Here is a 15,671-nt window from a genome sequence, read left to right as displayed (position 1 = left end):
CTATGAAACCACTGCGCACCGCCATCATCGGATGCGGCTCATACGGCCGCGAACATGCGGCGCGATTGGCGGCACTGCCCGATACCCCGCTGGTCGCATTCTACGACCACAAGCTCGACAAGGCGGCGGCATACAGCCACGAGTTCGGGGGCGGCGCGGCGTACGATGACACGGCGCGCATGTTTGCCGAGATGGACCTGAACCTGGTCTATATCTGCCTGCCGCCGTTCGCGCACACGAACGAGGTCGAACTGGCGTGCCGGTATGGCGCGCACTTCCTGATCGAGAAGCCGGTGGCGCTCACGGTCACGGGCGCGGAGGCGATGGCGGAGCGGGCGCGCGCAGCGGGGATCAAGACGCAGGTCGGTTTCCAGTTTCGCCACGGCGCGGCGGTGCGCTGGTTGGCGCAGTACTGCGCAGGGCCGGGCGCCGGCGAGCGGGCGTTCATGTCCGCGCACTACGCCTGCAACGCTTTGCACCGCTGGTGGTGGCGCGACCGCAACCGGAGCGGCGGGCAGGTCTTCGAGCAGATCACGCATCTGCTCGACCTGACGCGACTGTTCCTCGGCGAGCCGGCGCAGATCTTCTCCATGCAGGACAACCTGTTCCACCGCGACACGCCGGATTACACGGTCGAGGACGCCAGCGCCACAACGATCCGCTTCACGAACGGCAGTATCGCGACGATCGCGGCGACCAACGGGGCGATCCCCGGCCGCTGGGATTCCGACTGGCGTGTCGTCCTGCCGCGCCTCACCGTCGACTTCGCATCGGCCAGCCGCGCCACAATCCACCACACCGACCGTGAGCCGGTCGAAGCCGAGACAATCGCGTCGGACGCCGACACCATCATGGCGCAGACACTCGACCTGCTGGCGGCGATTCGCGACGACCGCCCTGCGCTCTGCCCGCTCGACGAGGGCGTGCGCACGCTGCGGCTCGGCGCGGCGGCGATGGAGTCGGCGGCGAGCGGGCTGCCGGTCAATCTGTAGCGGTCGTGCCCCCACCGGGCGATGCTCCCCGAATGCCGCGTGGCGCGCGCCGCGGCCGACCCGCCGCAACGAGAACCGCGCGGCCGGCGGAAGAAAAACTGCCCGGCCCCCCGCATGGGGAACCGGGCAGAAAAGTTGCGTCACGAGTGGCGGCCGTCAGGATGGCATAATCACCCGCAGGAAGACTTCCGCCTGCCCGCCGCAGAGGCCGACCGAGTTTTCCGCGTCGCTGGCGAACAGGTACTCGCACTGTCGCGACCGGCCGTCGGCCAGCGCCGCCTGCGATTCCTGGATGACGCGCTCCTCCATGGTGCCACCGCCGACCGTGCCGCTGATGGCGCCGCTGCGCCAGACCAGCATGCGCGAACCGACGCCGCGCGGCACCGACCCGCTGGCCTTGACGACCGTCGCCAGCACCAGCGGCTCGCCGCGCGACAGGCTCTGCACAACCTGGGCGAAGAACTCGCGGTCGGTCGCCATGCTTGCGCTACGCCCGCGCCTTGCCCTCGGCCGGTTTGGCCTGGGCGCTCTGGGCCGGTTCGGCCTGCTGCGCGGCGGTCTTCAAGTCGTTCAGCCACAGCGAGTGGTACTTCTCAACGTACCTGGTGCTGATGCGCGTCGTGAACATCGAAACGACCAGCGGCCAGTGGCGCGGGACCAGGAACAGCGCCGACAGGTGGATGCCCAGCATCACGATCGCCACGATCGTGAAGATGTCATGCAATTTGGACATCTGCGCCACGAGATCCGGCGCAATCGGCATGATGTAGCGGAAAACCTTGACCGAGCCGGTCACGAGCATGACGCCGACGATGATCGCCCAGGGCGTGTATGACAACACCTTCTCGGCCGACAGGTACTTGCCGGTGCGCTTGGGCGGATTCACCCCGAACGACTCAAAGGTCTCGGCCAGCGGCTGGCGAATGGCCTTCGGCAGGGGGAGGTGGAACACAGCGCCATCCGGGCCCCAGATGCCGGCATATTCGAGTGTCTCGCCGAGGCCGTGCAGCACGTCCTTGAACGAGCGCGGCAGCAGGCCGAAGCCGCCCGCGATCACGTTCTCGGCGATATGCGAGCCAACCGCGAAGACCACCAGTCCCGAGCCCACAAAATGCAGTTGCCAGACCAGGCGCATGTCATCCGGGCGACTGATCCAGCGCAGGGCGATCGCGCCGGTGATCATGCCAATCACAAAGCCGACGGTGTTGACCCAGTGCGACATCACGCCGCCGACGTCGTGGCGCACGACCGTTTCGCCAACCGGTTCCGGCCGGCGCGCGGTGCTGCGCCGTCCAAAGAAGATGCCGACTAACATGCTGATCGCCAGTACGGCGGGCACCAGGCGTGCCAGCGTCGCCGCGTCGTCGTACAGGACCGACTGGTCGGGCAGGAAGCCGCCGCCCTGGGCATACGCGATGCTGACCGTCATGACGGTCAGGCCAAACAGAGCCGCGCTGACGGCGGCGGGAATGCGTTTGCGTTTCACGAAGCATCCTCCCGGTGGGTGGGTTATGCCTTCTTGGTCGTCTGCTGCGCGCGCAGTTTCTCGAAGTGCGCGGGATCCGATTTCGGCAGATCCAGGCACATGCGACCCTTTTCCACTTTCACAATGTCCTGCTTGATGCGGATGTTGACCGGGCATTTCTCGATGCAGGCCGGGCCTTCGGGCCGGAAGTAGCACAGGTCGCACTTGACGTATACCGAGCGCGAGTCGTCGAAGTTCACGCGCTTGGTGTGCGCGGCGACCTTCTTCTCCCCCACCTGCGTCTCGGGAGCGCGCGAATCGAATGGGCACGACGCGTTGCAGCGCCCGCAGGCGATGCACGCCTTCTCGTCGATCACGCGCGCGCCGGTCTTCGGCTCGACATGCAGCGCGTTGACCGGGCAGACCGGCAGGCACGGCGCATCCGGGCACTGCAGGCAGACGCCCTGGAAGAACGATCCGCGGTCCGGGTAGTTCTTGATGATCTCGGGATCGACCTTGGTCGTCGCGTCCTTATAGATGCGGATGCGCGAGAACTCGGACATGCCGGCCTTCTTGTGCGCGTCGGTGCAGGCCACTTCGCAGGTCAGGCAGCCGATGCACAACGTGGGATCCGGGAAGATGACGCCGTCTGAGAGGCGGTCAATTGGATGTCTCGGCGGGGCCATGAAGGCCACGCCGCTGACACCGAGCGCGCCCACGGCGACGACGCTCGCCGTCGCCGTGGCCAGGAATTCGCGGCGCGAAAGCTCCCGTTTCCCGCCCTTGTCTGCGCCCTCATTTGATGACATGGACAATACTCCCTGTGATGGATTTCAGCAGCGCCGGCACATTGGCCGTCAGGATGGCTTCCCGGCGGCGCGGCTCTTGAACCAGATGAACAACGCAATCACGCCGACCATAGCCGCGGCCAGCACGGCAATCAGTGCCAGCGTCGCGCTATCCGACGCGCCGGCAGTCGCCGGAGCGCTACTGGTAGACACCGGGCCCGAGACAAACGGCGCCGGCGTGCCAACCGCGGCCGCGTTCGGCACCGGGGTGCCCTGCAGTATCTCCACGCCGCCCGGCACGCTCAAGTCAATCAGGTAGATTTCGAAGTTACCGGAGCGCGGCGAGTGGAACAGCACGCGCGACATTTCGCGATTCCATTCCATCGGACCCTGCAGGGCCATATAGTCCTGCAGGATGGTGCGCTCGCCGGTGTGCATGTCAATCGTCCAGGCGTCCGTCCATGCCGTCATGGATTCCACATGCTCGCTAACGTAGGCGAGGCGTCCGTCGGCCAGGAACCACGGGAAATGGCTGATATCCCCGCCGTCCTGCTGCAAGACCGCGCGCGCACCGCTGCCGTCGGCGCCCATCACCCAGATCGAGCGTTTGTCGCCGCCGGGGTACGCGATGGTCTTCCCGTCGGGGCTCCAGCCGGCCTGGTGGCAGGCGAAGGTGCACTGTTCATTCTTCGCCGTCGCCAATTCCTTCGTCAGCGCTTTCGGGGCACTACCGTCCGTCTTCACGATCCACAGGTTCATCGCGTCGGCCTGGTACCAGTAGAAGACGATCGTCTTGCCATCCGGGCTGGGCGAGGGGAAGCTGGCCAGCCCGCCCAGTTTCGTGATCTGCTTCAGCGCGCCATCGGCGACATTCACCAGCCAGATTTCAGAAGCGCCACCGTCGCCGGAATCGAATACAATCTGCTTGCCATCGGGCATCCAGACCGGGTGCCGATCCTCGGTCTTGCCCTTGGTCAGCGCGCGCTGGTTGGAGCCGTCCGGATTCATCAGGTAGACGTGCGAAGGACCATCGCGGCTCGACATAAAGGCGATCTGCCGGTTGTCGGGGCTCCACATCGGGCGCACATCGGCGGCGGGGTTGTTCGTCAGTTGGGTGATCGGTGCGGCTGCGAGCCGCCCGGCATTGGCACGCGGGGCGAACCAGGGGCCGGTCAGTAGCGAGCCGATAACCAGTATTCCGATGACCAAAGCGAATGCAACGAGACGATAACGGTTCATGAATCTTTAGGTTCCGTTCCGGCGGGACCGCCAGAAGCTCCGTGCCGTTCTGCCAGGGATGCACGCAACGCGGCGATCCCTCCCTTGAGTTGCGCAAGTTCCTCGCGCAACATCCGTAGCTCATCCTGCTGGATACTTTGCAGTTTCTCCCATTGTTCTTTGACCGTTCGCGCTTCTGCCGCATGTAACGCCTCGTATGAGGACAACTGCTGCGTCAGGCGGCGCGCCAGTTCTTCCAGTGACTGCAGGGCACCGGAGTCGTCGGCGCTCATGGTTTCACCACGATCACACTGCCAAACATCGTCCCCGCATGGAACAGGCAGAGGTAATTGTAGGCGCCGAGCTCGTCAAAGCGGCGCGCAAACATGTCTCCGCGGTGCATGTCGGGCGCGGCCCAGGAGCCGTCAACTGCGCGCACATTATGCGCCGTGCCGCCGTCATGATACCAGCGCACCGTCGTGCCCACCGTCACCGTGATTACCCCCGGCTGGAAGAAGCTATCGCTGATGTCAACCGCGACCGTGTTCGGCGGCAGACTGCGCGGCGGACGGGCTGTCGCCGTGGGCGTGGGTGCCAGCACCGTGCGCGGTATGCGCGTGGCAACCGGCAGGTCAACCGCCGCCCCGGTTGGCGCCGGAGCGGCACACGCCACGCTGAACATAGCGGCGGCTCCGGCAATACACAACCTGGCCGCGATCCGCGCTATCATTTCGGCACCACGACAATGATGCCGCTCATACCCGGCGCGTGAAGCGTGCACTGGTAGGGATAGCGGCCCGTGCTGTTGAAGCGGTGTTCCGTGGTGCTGCCGATCCCGAATTCCGGCGTCCCCCAACTGCCGTCTATCGCGAACGCGTTATGCGCCTCTTCGCCGACATGATACCAGCGCACGGTCGTGCCGACGGTGATCGTTACGACCTCCGGCAGGAACCAATCATCCCCGGCATCCACGCGCACCAACCCGCTCAGCGGACCGCTCTGCTGCGACGGCGCCCGCCGCACCGTCGGGGTGCTCGTCGCGCGCGGGATGCGCGTCGCTGACGGTTCGTCGGGCGCGCCGTTTGCACCGGGCGGAGCGGTATCGCAACCTGCCAGTGCGACCAGCGACAACATGCAAAAAATCGCGAAACGCAGGACTCGTCCGCTCACGGCGGCGCCACCACCACGACAATACCGCTCATGCCCGGCCCGGCAAGGGTACAGCGATACGGGAAGCGGCCCGGGGTACCAAAGCGATATTCGGCCGTTTCACCGATGCCAAAGTCGACCGTGCCCCAGGAGCCGTCGAATGCGACGGCGTTATGCGCCTCTTCGCCGATATGGTACCAGCGCACGGACGATCCCACCGTGATGGTCACCACTTCCGGCAGGAAAAAATCGTCGCCCGTATCCACGCGCACGATGCCGGTCACCGGCCAGCGTTGCGTGCTGGACGGGCGCTGAATCGTGGGCGTCGAGGTGGCTCGCGGGATGCGCGTCACGATCGCAGGCTCCGCTGGCGTTGCGCCGGCAGGCCCCTCGGGCGTTGCAGCCGGTGCGCCCTCGCAACCGGTCAGTAGTATACCCAGGGTCAGAACGATGGTCCAGCAGCGCGCGATAAATCTTCGGGTAGTGCTAGTCAATTCGTAAACTGCCGCGATAGGTTTGAATGGTGCCGGCCGCTGGATCGGCCGGTGGTGCGGCGGGCAGCGCCGTCCATTCGCTTCCATCCATCAACTGAGCCACCAGGATATTATAGGACGGGTGGTTGAGCAATTCGTCCAGCACTTCGATGCGACACTGCGACGCGGCCTGTCTCGCCACATCCGCCAGCGCCAGCGGCACGAACACGATGTCGGTGTCGGGCGGCAGTGCGCTGAGCGGGGCGGTCTCAACCGTCACGGCAAATCCGGCGCGCTCCAGCTTGCGCTTCAACTGGTTGCAGGCGACGATCAGCAGACCGGGAAACGCATCGTATGTATAGCCAAATACGATGCGGCGGACAAGCCGCGTCACAGCGCCTCGATCACTAGTTCTTGACAGGGTGACCCAGGGAGGCCAGCTTGGCGCGAATCTGGCCCGGCGTCACGAGACCCGGATCGTACGCGATGCTGATGCCGACTTCATTGCCGCTGACGCCCTTGATGGCATTGGCCGGGAACGCCGCCTTCAGGAGGGGCGTGATTTCGTCGACCTGCTCGGCCGTGCCCAGCGTCTGGGCGAAATCGACCTTCAAGTCTTCATACTTTCCGGTGGCCACGCCGGGCGCGGTCGGGACGGAGGCGGCTGGCGCGGTCGTCGGACCCGCGGCAGCGGGCGTAGCGGCGCCCGCCGCCGTGGTGGGCGCGGCCGCTGGTGCCGTAGCCGCACGCGTAGGCGCAGGCACGTTGAAAATCGGCGCAAAGGTCGCGGCAACGAACGGCGTCGCCTGGCGCGGCGCAACAGGCGGCAGTGTCGGCTGCGGCGGCAGCGGCGACGTCGAGTTGCCGCTCGTAGCCGGAGCGCTCGTCGCCGCAGCCGGGGCGGACGTGGGAGGCGTGTCGCCGCAGGCGGTCAAGCCGGCAACAATCAATGCCAGAATCGTCAGCAGCAGCAGTTTGGATCGCATGTGGGATCTCCGATGGGTTATGGTTTAGAATGGGCGCGACAACCGTCTACAAGCTTTGACGGTCAGACGCATTGACAGTATGCTTATGCTTACCTTAAATGACTACAGGAGCAACCATGGATTTGATGGCGATGCACGACCTGGCGGTGCGCGCCGCCCGCGAAGGCGGGCGCATCGCGCTGGCCTCGCTGGGCAGCCCCGTCTACCAGCAATGGAAGGACACGCGCGACCTGCTGGTCGGCAGCGTCCCGCCAATTCAAGACCAGATCTGCGCGATTTTGCGCGCCGAGCGCCCCGACGACGTAATCTACGCCGAAGAGGGCGCCGGCGACCCGCCGCCCGCCGAAGGCATCGTCTGGATTGTGGATCCGCTCGACGGCAGTCTGAACTACTACCAGGGCATCCCGCACTTCGCCATCTCCATCGCGCTGCGCGTGGATGACATCTACGAAATCGGCGTCGTGTACGACCCCTGCCGCAACGAGTTGTTCCATGCGGTGCGCGGCAAGTTTGCACGGCTGAACGACGAGCCGATTAATGTGCAACTGGTGGCGGAGGGCGAAACAGCGTACGACAAGGCGTTCGTGGGAACGGACTGGCCCGGCGGGATGCTCCAGCGCCAGCAGAGCCTGAACATTGCGACCGTGCTGGCAACGCAATGTATCACGCTGAACGCGATGGGTTCGCCCGCGCTGGGGTTCTGCTATGTGGCGTGCGGCCGGCTGCATGCCTACTACCACACAACGCTGCAATTGTGGGATGTGGCGGCCGCGGCGGTGATACTCTCCGAGGGCGGCGGTGTGCTGACGAACATTGTTGGCAACTCTTGGCGCCACTCCGACGGCGGCTATATTGCCACCAACGGCGTGATCCACGGCTGGCTGGTGCGCACGACCAAGGCCGTGCTGGGCAGATCCACGTAACGCCGGGGGAGGGAGGCATCGAACGCCTCCCTCCCGCTGGTTCCGTTCAACTCGGCCTAGATCGCGGCCGTGATGGCACGCTCGATCAGGCTCATCGCGATGTCAACTTTGTAGGCGTTCAGGCTCATCGGGCGGGTGACAGTGCGGAACTGCTGGATCGCGCTCTTCAGCGTCGCCTTGATGTCCTTGCCCTTCAACGCGTCCTCGATGACCTTGGCGCGATACGGTACCGGCGCGACACCGCCGAGCACGATACGCCCGTCCTTCCAGGTCCCGCCCTCCTGCGTCACCACCACGGCGACGCTCATCAGGGCAAAGTCGTAGACCTGACGATCCTTCAGCTTGATCCACGCCGTCTTGGTGTTGGCGGCGAGCGCCGGGATGGTCACATTCACCATCAACTCGTCGTTCTTCAGCACGTTCTCGCGCAGGACGTCGTCGCGCGGGCCCTTGAAGTAGTCGTCAAACTGCACGGTGCGCTGGCCGCTCGGCCCGGCCACCGTCGCGGCGGCGTTGAGCGCCAGCAGCGAGGTCGCCGTGTCCGACGGGTGGACGATGTAGCACAACTCGCCGCCCACGATCGCGTGGTAGCGGTTGTCGCCCGTCACCGCGAAGCAGAAGTCGCCGCCCTTCTTGTAGCAGGCGAAGTTCTCGCCGCGGAAGAACCAGCAGCGCGGGCGCTGGTTGAGGTTGCCGCCCAGCGTGCCGAAGTTGCGGATCAGCGGCGACGCGACGCTCAGCGCCGAGTCGGTGAACACGGGCCAGCCCTTCTTCAGATCCGGCGACTCCTCGATCGACGTCAGCGTGGTCGCCGCGCCGATGGTCGCGGTGTTGTTCGCCACCTTGATGCCGACCATGTCGGCGATGGTGGTCACGTCGATCAGTTTTTCCGGGTAGGGCATGCCCTTCCCGTACACCCAGTCCTTCATCACACCCGCCACCAGGTCGCTGCCGCCCGCGACAATCTTCGCCGTGGGACCGAACTTGTTCAGCAGTGCGACGGCGTCCTGGACGGATTTCGCATCATAGAGTTCAAACGCTTTCATTCTTCTCTCTCCTCCTCGCCTAGGCTTTCAGCGCCGCCAGGATTTTTTCACGGGTCAACGGCATCTTGTCCACACGCACGCCAATCGCATTGTAGATTGCGTTGGCGATAACCGCGCCGACCGGGTTGATGGGCGGCTCGCCGATGCCGTGCGCGCCGTACACGCCGTACTCCTTCTCATGCTCGACGATGACGCAGTCGATGGTTCGCGGCACATCCTTGATCGTCAGCGCCTTGTAGTCGAGGATGTTGTCGTTGAGCGGCAGGCCGGTCGCTGCATCGATCTTCAGTTCTTCGGTCAGCGCCGCGCCGATGCCCATAATCACGCCGCCTTCGATCTGCTGCTCGAGCGCGAACGGGTTGAGCGCCTTGCCGACGTCGTGGGCGGCCACGTACTTCAGAATCTTGATGGTGCCGGTGTTCGTGTCCACTTCGATCTCGGCGGCGTGCGACCACATGGCCGCGCGCTCCCAGGTCGGATCCTGCTGGTGCACGCCGCGCCCGATGATCGGGCCGGTGCTGAAGGCGATCAGGTCGGAGATCTTGAGCTTCTTCGTCGCGTCGTTCTTGAACACCACCTCGCCCTTGACCACGTCAAGCTCTTCCGGCTTGACCGTAAGCGTCTGCGGCGGCGTGGCGCGCTTGGCATCAGCGATGAACTTCTTGGCCGCCCACTCCAGCACCTGACGCCGCGCGTCCATGGCCGCTTCGTACGTGCCCCAGCCGGCGGTGTTCGTCTGGCGGGAGCCGTTCGTGCCGCTGTTGTCCGGCGCGAACTCAGTGTCGGTTTCGAGCGAGATGTTGGTCCGCTCGTAAGGGATGCCGACTGTCTCGGCCGCAATCATCGCCTGCAGCGTCTTCTGACCGGGACCGATGTCAGTGCTGCCGGAGATGACCTGCAGCGTGCCGTCGCTGGTGATGATCACCATGCCGGCGGCGTTGGACGATCCGGCGCCGTGGTTGCAGTTCGCGGCGACGAGGGAGATGCCGTGGAAGACGCCTGGGCGCACTTCTTTGGCCTTCGGGGCGTGGAACTTCTCCTTCCAGCCGATCGCCTTGGAGGCCTGCTCGATGCAGGTCTTGATGCCCGGGTTGCTGTACGGGCGCTTGGCGTCCACGTCGCCGTAGAGGTTCAGGTTCTTGAGGCGCACTTCGACCGGATCCATGCCGATCTTGTACGCCGCCATATCCAGAATCGTTTCGAGGGCCAGCGTGCCGGCCGGGTGGCTCACGCAGCGGTACGGGCCGGATTTATACGAGTTGGTGAAAACGTCGACGCCTTCCAACATCACATTCGGGATGGTATACATCATCTGCATGTTATACCACGCGCCGGACGCGGCGGTGGCGCGCTGCGCACCGACGTTGGCAATCACCTTGACCTGCAGGGCGACGATGGTGCCGTCCTTCTTGATGCCGAGCTTGGACTCGTTCTGGAACTGCGGACGGTGCGTGCGGGTAACGAAGTCCTCCGAGCGTGTGTACATCGCGCGCATCGGGCGGCCCGTCACCTTCGCCATGATCGCCGCATGGATCTCGGTCAGATCGACGCTGGATCGGTAGCCATAGCCGGAGCCCATATAGCCGGGCTGAATCACGCGCACGTTCGCCTGCGGCAGCTTGAGCGCGCTCGCGAGCGCGTCGCGGGAACCGTGCGAGTGCTGGCAGGTGTAGTACATCGTCAGCTTGCCGTTGTCCCACCAGGAGAGCGAGGTGGTCATTTCGAGCGGCATGTGCTGCTCGGTGGCGCGCGACGAAACGTTCTCGACGGTCACGTCGGCGTCGGCAAAGCCTTTGGCCACGTCGCCGCGCTTGAACGGCGTCTGGATGTTGATGGTGGTGCCATCCAGCTTGCTGTCAAACTGCTTGGGTGTGGCGGATTTCATCGCCTCAAGCATATTGAGCGCCGCAGGCAGCACCTGGTACTGCACTTCGATCAGGCGCAGCGCCTCGTCGGCGATGTGCTCGTTCTCGGCCGCCACGCAGGCGATCGGCGAGCCGACCTCGAATACTTCCTCGTTGAACAGATCGCGGTAGGGCGGGCCGCCGCCAAGCCGGACATCCGCATACTCTTTCGGCAGCACGGCGCGGTGCAGCACGGCGCGTACACCGGGCAACTTCTCGGCCTTGCTGGTGTCCACTTTCAGGACCTTGGCGTGCGGGTGCGGGCTGCGCAGGGTGCGCATAAACAGCGCGGTCTTCGGCGCCATGTGCTGGACATAGCGGCCGACGCCGGTCACGATACCCAAGCCTTGGCGGCGCGGGATGCGTGTGCCAAGCACGTCCAGCTTGGTCGCGCCCAGCGATTTGTTGGTGCCGGGGCCGAAGCCGCCCTCGCCGGCGTCGCGCGACGGAAGCGGCAGGCGATCGCCGTACTTCTGCACGATCGGCGCGATCAATTCCGGATTCTCGCCGGTCATCAGGTCCCATTCGGTGCTCCTGACGAGATCGTGCCACTGATCGCGGCTCAACGAATTGGCGTAATGCTCATCCTGAATCAAACGTACGATATCAACGGTTGCCATGGCGTCTTCCTCCCTCCTTAAGCCTTGCGCATTTCTTCAGCCGCGCGATAGACGGACTCGTAGATCTTGGGGTACTCCGAGCAACGGCAGATATTGCCGCCGAGCGCTTCACGGATATCGTCCTCGTTGGGCGCCTTGTTCCGAGACAGCAACGCATAGGTGGACATGATGAAGCCGCGCGTGCAGAGGCCGCACTGCAGGCCGCCTTCCAGGTGGTACGCCTTGGCAATCGGGTGCAACTGCTCGAGTGTCTGACCCTTGCTGATGCCGTCGACCGTCAGGATCTTCTGGCCGCGGCCAAGGCGCGCCGCCAGGATGGTGCAGCCATTGACGGCCCGACCGTCGATCACCACGGCGCACGCGCCGCACTGGGCGCGGTCGCAGCCGACGTTGGACGACGACATGCCAAGTTCATACGTCATCGCTTCCCACAGGCTCGTGCGCACATCAACAACCAGGTCGTAATCCTTGTTGTCGATGTTCAGCTTAACCTGCCGGTGAGTCGCCGGCAGGGCCGACGCGACCGCGCCACCGGCAGCAGGCGCAGCCGGCTGCGCACCGGCGGCCGGCGCCCCGGCGGGCGCGGGTTGGGCCGGCGCGGTGGTGCTGACCGCCACGGCCGTGCCCGCCACGCCGGCCACGATACCGGCGCCGGCGCCGATCAGAAACTGGCGGCGGGATATCGCCTTGGCGGCGGTATCTCCCTCTTGCAACTCCTCGGATGGTTGGGAGTCGCTATTCATCTTCTCGTCGCTCATGGATCCTCCTCTGTGAGTATGTGCCCGCGTGTCGTCGAACCCGGTGTGCGTGCCCTCCCCCGTGCGGGGCGCGCGACCACGCCACAACTGGCGCGGTTCTAATTACGCTGTGGGCGCAAGATTACTTGAGGGGGTGACAAAAAGCAAGGGCCAACGGGGACATTTTTTGTCCCTGGTGTCGGGCGAATCAGATCAGGCCGCGCCGGGAGGCTTCGGCGATAGCGCCCGCGCGATGGGCAACGCCCAGTTTGCGGTAGATGCCCTGCACCCGCCGCTTGAGGGTGCGCTCGCCCAGGAGCATCGCGCGGGCGATGCGCTCGTTGGTGGCGCCGGACTTGATCATTTGCAGGATGCGCACATCCTCGGCGCTGAGGTCGTTTTCGATGCGCGCCTGCGTGCGGGCCAGCGACTGGTACTGCGTCAGCACCTTGTCCATCAACTCGGGTGTCACAACCCGCTCGCCGCGGTACGCGGCGCGGATCGCTTCCACCACGGTATCGTCGGAGGAGTTCTTGAGCAGGTAGGCAACCGCGCCGCCGCCGAACGACCTGGCGATATATTCATCCTCGTCGTAGGTGGTCAGCATGATGATGCGCGCCCCGGGCGCGGTATCCAACAGGCGCGGGGCCGTCTCGTAACCCGTCAGACCTGGCATCCGCACATCCAGCAGAATCACGTCCGGCCGGACACGGGACACGATTTGCAGCGCTTCGTTCCCGCTCGCCGCTTCGCCGGCGATTTCAATATCGGGGACGGCGCCGAGCAGGTGCCGTATGCCGCGTCGCACGGCGGCATGGTCGTCCACGATGAGGACGCGAATCGGCGTGCCGGGGTCGCTCATCGATCGAAAGCGGGTGCGGCTGCGAACGTACGCCGCAGGTTGACACGCAGGCGGACGCGCGCGCCGCGGCCGGGCGCCGACTCGATCTCGAGCGCGCCGCCGATGACCGACGCGCGCTCACGCATGCCGGCCAAGCCAACGTGCCGGCCGGGGCCGGGTGCGTCCAGATGCGCCAGGTCAAACCCCTGGCCGTCGTCGCTCACTTCCAGAATCAACACCTCGCTGCCGAAGTCGAGGGCGACATCGGCGCGCGTTGCGTGCGCGTGCGCGGTGACGTTATGCAGCGCCTCCTGCGCGATACGGAAGATCACAACTTCGATCGCGGCGGGCAGATTGCAGGGCGTGCCGCTGGCTGTTACGGTGACACGCAGGCCGCTCAGCGCCTGCACGCTTTCGGCGTAGCGATGCAGCGCCGTCGGCAATCCGCCGGCATCGAGCAGGATCGGGCGCAGATCATGGATGGCCTGCCGGATCTCGCGCTCAATCTGTTTGAGGAGGTCGCGCGTGGTGTCGATCTTCTCCAGCGCCGGGCCGGAGCGCGCCGCGTTCAGGTCGGACTTGGCGGCCTGGAGCTCGTAGAGCGCGCCGATCGCCAGTTGGGTGACGCTGTCGTGCAGGTCGCGGGCAATGCGCGCGCGCTCCTCCTCCTGGATGTGCACGGTCTTGGACAACAGCCACTCGACCTGCTCCGCCTTGGCGACGATCTCCTGGCGCGCCAGTTCCAACTCGCTGGTGCGCTCGGCTACCTGCGCTTCGAGCCGCCGCCCGAAGGTGGATACCTGCGCGTAGAGGTCGGCGTTCTTGAGCGCGATGGCGGAGAGGTCGGCAAACGCTGAGAGCATCTGCTGGTCATCGGGGGTGAAGCGATGGCCGTCGGCCGGGTTCAGCACCATCAACGCGCCGATGACCTCGGATTGCCAGCGCAGCGGAACCGCCATGCGCATGACGAGCGGGTGAGTGACATACTGCGGCATGGAATGCGCCCAGGCCGGGTAGTTGTACACAATCAGCGGCAGGCCGTCCTGCACCACGCGCCCGACCAGCCCGACGCCTACCCGCAGTGGCGACGCCGTCCAACCGGACCCGGTCTGGAAACTGGCGATGTTGCCGATGGTGCCGCTGGCCGGCTTGTACTGGTAGATGGCCGCAGCTTCCGCCTGCACCAGCCGGGTAGCGCGCTGCAGCAGCGTGCCGAGCAGTTCGCCCAACTCCAGTTGCGCCACAATATCAAGCGACACGTCATGCAGGGCGCGCATCGCCGCCAGGCGGCTGCGCGTCTCCGTAAACAGACGCGCGTTCTCGATGGCAATGGCGACCTGATCGCCAATCAACTGCAGCGCGGCGACGTCGTCGCGATGAAACGAGCCAGGCTGAAAGTTCTGCACGTCGAGCACGCCAATCGGCCGCCCGCGCAGGCGCAACGGCACGGCCAGTTCGGCGCGCGTCCCGCCGGCCAGGTCATCCGGCATAAAACGCGGCTCGCGGCTGACATCGTTGCAGAGCAGCGGCTCGCCGCTGGCCGCCACCCAGCCGGTAATGCCATCCACGCCGACCCGCAGGTTGAAGCCGCGCTGCTTGATCAGCTCGCTGCCGGGGCCGCTGGCCTCTTTCAGCAGCAGCCGCTCGCCGGACGGATCGATCAGCAGGATGTGCACCCGGTCATAGCCGAACGTGTCGCGGATGACGCGCACCGTCTCGGCCATCAATTCGTCGAGGTCATGCAGAAGGGTCAGCCGGCGGGCGACTTCGGCGCCGGCCTCGACATGCGTGGCCAGACGCCGCGCCTCGTCCACCAGGCGCGCATTCTCAATCGTCAGCGCCGCCTGCTCGGCGAACGCCTCCAGCATCTGCCCTTCCACCAGCGTGAACAGGTTCCTGGCCACCGCGTGACGATTGATGGTCAGCAAGCCGATAGCCCGGTCCTGCACGCGCAGAGGCACGTTGAGACACGAGCAGTTATGGCCATGACAGGCTACAGCGTAGAACGGGTCCTGGTCGAGATGGCCGCCGAATACGGTGGGGCGAGACGCGCTCAAGACCTGTTGCAGGAGGGCGCTGTCACTCAGTGGGCACGCGACCATCGCCTCGTGCTGCGCGGGGGCGTAGCCGCGCGCTGCGACAAGCTCCATGCGGTCGTTGACCTGCAGCAGCACAGCCGCCGATTCGTGTTCGACCACCACCGCTAGCTGGGTGAGGATCAAATCGAGCGTGCGGCGCAGTTCGGATCGGCTCGCATCGAGAAAGGCCATAGGCAGTCAGCGGCGCAGCCGGTCCGGCCGCGCGGTGGCAGGCATTTTAGCACCGCACCGCCCAATTGACAATGAGAGGCAGGCAGTCCAGCAATTCTCAATTTGGCTTTGTACGGGCACTTTCCAATGCCGCTTGCGATGCGCTGGCCCTCAGGCGCTTGTCACGCAAGCTGGCCCGCCGAAAAAGTGGCGCTGCCCTCCCCCCGACCCCCTCCCAACTTCGTTGAGAGGGGGCGAGATTCTTAGGGGAGGTGCGCGG

17 protein-coding genes are annotated in these 15,671 nt (G+C 65.4%); 2 read left to right on the top strand and 15 right to left on the bottom strand.

The features are described 5' to 3' along the window. Window positions 1-2 precede the first annotated feature (2 nt). Window positions 3-992: a Gfo/Idh/MocA family oxidoreductase gene (locus tag HZB53_10660; GenBank protein ID MBI5878106.1), complete on the top strand. Its 990-nt coding sequence runs from the start codon at window positions 3-5 to the stop codon at window positions 990-992. A gap of 156 nt (window positions 993-1,148) precedes the next feature. Here HZB53_10660 and HZB53_10655 read toward each other — a convergent pair whose 3' ends face one another. The 10 genes from HZB53_10655 to HZB53_10610 all read right to left on the bottom strand — a co-directional run bounded on the left by HZB53_10655 (window position 1,149) and on the right by HZB53_10610 (window position 7,071). After that, window positions 1,149-1,472 (bottom strand): XdhC family protein, encoded by a 324-nt coding sequence (locus HZB53_10655; GenBank protein MBI5878105.1) that lies wholly within the window; start codon window positions 1,470-1,472, stop codon window positions 1,149-1,151. Between the two features lie 7 nt (window positions 1,473-1,479). Next, window positions 1,480-2,478 carry a hypothetical protein gene (locus HZB53_10650; GenBank protein MBI5878104.1) on the bottom strand — a complete coding sequence of 333 codons (999 nt, stop codon included), beginning with the start codon at window positions 2,476-2,478 and terminating at the stop codon, window positions 1,480-1,482. Between the two features lie 23 nt (window positions 2,479-2,501). Further along, window positions 2,502-3,266 carry a 4Fe-4S binding protein gene (locus HZB53_10645; protein ID MBI5878103.1) on the bottom strand — a complete coding sequence of 255 codons (765 nt, stop codon included), beginning with the start codon at window positions 3,264-3,266 and terminating at the stop codon, window positions 2,502-2,504. A 48-nt stretch (window positions 3,267-3,314) separates the two neighbouring features. Then, window positions 3,315-4,484 (bottom strand): PD40 domain-containing protein, encoded by a 1,170-nt coding sequence (locus HZB53_10640; protein ID MBI5878102.1) that lies wholly within the window; start codon window positions 4,482-4,484, stop codon window positions 3,315-3,317. Further along, window positions 4,481-4,756: a hypothetical protein gene (locus HZB53_10635; GenBank protein ID MBI5878101.1), complete on the bottom strand. Its 276-nt coding sequence runs from the start codon at window positions 4,754-4,756 to the stop codon at window positions 4,481-4,483. Before HZB53_10635 ends, HZB53_10640 begins: the two co-directional genes overlap by 4 nt. After that, the gene (locus HZB53_10630; protein ID MBI5878100.1) at window positions 4,753-5,145 is read right to left on the bottom strand and encodes a hypothetical protein; all 393 of its coding nucleotides are present in this window, start codon (window positions 5,143-5,145) and stop codon (window positions 4,753-4,755) included. The genes HZB53_10635 and HZB53_10630 overlap by 4 nt, the downstream gene beginning before the upstream one ends. A 44-nt stretch (window positions 5,146-5,189) precedes the next feature. Continuing rightward, window positions 5,190-5,597 carry a hypothetical protein gene (locus tag HZB53_10625; GenBank protein ID MBI5878099.1) on the bottom strand — a complete coding sequence of 136 codons (408 nt, stop codon included), beginning with the start codon at window positions 5,595-5,597 and terminating at the stop codon, window positions 5,190-5,192. Between the two features lie 32 nt (window positions 5,598-5,629). Then, window positions 5,630-5,965 carry a hypothetical protein gene (locus HZB53_10620; GenBank protein ID MBI5878098.1) on the bottom strand — a complete coding sequence of 112 codons (336 nt, stop codon included), beginning with the start codon at window positions 5,963-5,965 and terminating at the stop codon, window positions 5,630-5,632. A gap of 133 nt (window positions 5,966-6,098) precedes the next feature. Next, window positions 6,099-6,479 (bottom strand): hypothetical protein, encoded by a 381-nt coding sequence (locus HZB53_10615; GenBank protein MBI5878097.1) that lies wholly within the window; start codon window positions 6,477-6,479, stop codon window positions 6,099-6,101. Window positions 6,480-6,492: 13 nt separating this feature from the next. Continuing rightward, window positions 6,493-7,071 (bottom strand): hypothetical protein, encoded by a 579-nt coding sequence (locus HZB53_10610; protein ID MBI5878096.1) that lies wholly within the window; start codon window positions 7,069-7,071, stop codon window positions 6,493-6,495. Between the two features lie 116 nt (window positions 7,072-7,187). On the opposite strand from HZB53_10610, the gene HZB53_10605 reads away from it, so the two are divergent. Beyond that, window positions 7,188-7,994, top strand: a complete 807-nt coding sequence (locus HZB53_10605) for a hypothetical protein (protein ID MBI5878095.1) — start codon at window positions 7,188-7,190, stop codon at window positions 7,992-7,994. A gap of 56 nt (window positions 7,995-8,050) precedes the next feature. Here the strand turns inward: HZB53_10605 and HZB53_10600 are convergent, their stop codons facing one another. The 5 genes from HZB53_10600 to HZB53_10580 all read right to left on the bottom strand — a co-directional run bounded on the left by HZB53_10600 (window position 8,051) and on the right by HZB53_10580 (window position 15,412). After that, window positions 8,051-9,040: an FAD binding domain-containing protein gene (locus tag HZB53_10600; GenBank protein MBI5878094.1), complete on the bottom strand. Its 990-nt coding sequence runs from the start codon at window positions 9,038-9,040 to the stop codon at window positions 8,051-8,053. 19 nt (window positions 9,041-9,059) lie between these two features. Next, window positions 9,060-11,564 carry a xanthine dehydrogenase family protein molybdopterin-binding subunit gene (locus HZB53_10595; GenBank protein MBI5878093.1) on the bottom strand — a complete coding sequence of 835 codons (2,505 nt, stop codon included), beginning with the start codon at window positions 11,562-11,564 and terminating at the stop codon, window positions 9,060-9,062. Window positions 11,565-11,581: 17 nt separating this feature from the next. Beyond that, window positions 11,582-12,322, bottom strand: a complete 741-nt coding sequence (locus HZB53_10590; GenBank protein MBI5878092.1) for a (2Fe-2S)-binding protein — start codon at window positions 12,320-12,322, stop codon at window positions 11,582-11,584. 187 nt (window positions 12,323-12,509) lie between these two features. Continuing rightward, the gene (locus tag HZB53_10585) at window positions 12,510-13,163 is read right to left on the bottom strand and encodes a response regulator transcription factor (GenBank protein MBI5878091.1); all 654 of its coding nucleotides are present in this window, start codon (window positions 13,161-13,163) and stop codon (window positions 12,510-12,512) included. Next, window positions 13,160-15,412, bottom strand: a complete 2,253-nt coding sequence (locus HZB53_10580; protein MBI5878090.1) for a GAF domain-containing sensor histidine kinase — start codon at window positions 15,410-15,412, stop codon at window positions 13,160-13,162. Before HZB53_10580 ends, HZB53_10585 begins: the two co-directional genes overlap by 4 nt. Between the last annotated feature and the right edge of the window lie 259 nt (window positions 15,413-15,671).

This window comes from Chloroflexota bacterium, assembly GCA_016235055.1.
In the GTDB taxonomy this organism is placed as follows: domain Bacteria; phylum Chloroflexota; class Anaerolineae; order JACRMK01; family JACRMK01; genus JACRMK01.
This window is presented reverse-complemented; position numbering and strand designations above follow the sequence as displayed.

Excerpts from the sequence above, each read along its gene's own strand:
- HZB53_10595 (MBI5878093.1), bottom strand. The coding sequence starts at position 11,564 with ATGGCAACCGTTGATATCGTACGTTTGATTCAGGATGAGCATTACGCC.
- HZB53_10625 (MBI5878099.1), bottom strand. The coding sequence starts at position 5,597 with ATGTTGTCGCTGGTCGCACTGGCAGGTTGCGATACCGCTCCGCCCGGT.
- HZB53_10580 (MBI5878090.1), bottom strand. The coding sequence starts at position 15,412 with ATGGCCTTTCTCGATGCGAGCCGATCCGAACTGCGCCGCACGCTCGAT.
- HZB53_10645 (MBI5878103.1), bottom strand. The coding sequence starts at position 3,266 with ATGTCATCAAATGAGGGCGCAGACAAGGGCGGGAAACGGGAGCTTTCG.
- HZB53_10585 (MBI5878091.1), bottom strand. The coding sequence starts at position 13,163 with ATGAGCGACCCCGGCACGCCGATTCGCGTCCTCATCGTGGACGACCAT.
- HZB53_10630 (MBI5878100.1), bottom strand. The coding sequence starts at position 5,145 with ATGTTCAGCGTGGCGTGTGCCGCTCCGGCGCCAACCGGGGCGGCGGTT.
- HZB53_10600 (MBI5878094.1), bottom strand. The coding sequence starts at position 9,040 with ATGAAAGCGTTTGAACTCTATGATGCGAAATCCGTCCAGGACGCCGTC.
- HZB53_10640 (MBI5878102.1), bottom strand. The coding sequence starts at position 4,484 with ATGAACCGTTATCGTCTCGTTGCATTCGCTTTGGTCATCGGAATACTG.
- HZB53_10660 (MBI5878106.1), top strand. The coding sequence starts at position 3 with ATGAAACCACTGCGCACCGCCATCATCGGATGCGGCTCATACGGCCGC.
- HZB53_10635 (MBI5878101.1), bottom strand. The coding sequence starts at position 4,756 with ATGAGCGCCGACGACTCCGGTGCCCTGCAGTCACTGGAAGAACTGGCG.
- HZB53_10590 (MBI5878092.1), bottom strand. The coding sequence starts at position 12,322 with ATGAGCGACGAGAAGATGAATAGCGACTCCCAACCATCCGAGGAGTTG.
- HZB53_10655 (MBI5878105.1), bottom strand. The coding sequence starts at position 1,472 with ATGGCGACCGACCGCGAGTTCTTCGCCCAGGTTGTGCAGAGCCTGTCG.
- HZB53_10610 (MBI5878096.1), bottom strand. The coding sequence starts at position 7,071 with ATGCGATCCAAACTGCTGCTGCTGACGATTCTGGCATTGATTGTTGCC.
- HZB53_10605 (MBI5878095.1), top strand. The coding sequence starts at position 7,188 with ATGGATTTGATGGCGATGCACGACCTGGCGGTGCGCGCCGCCCGCGAA.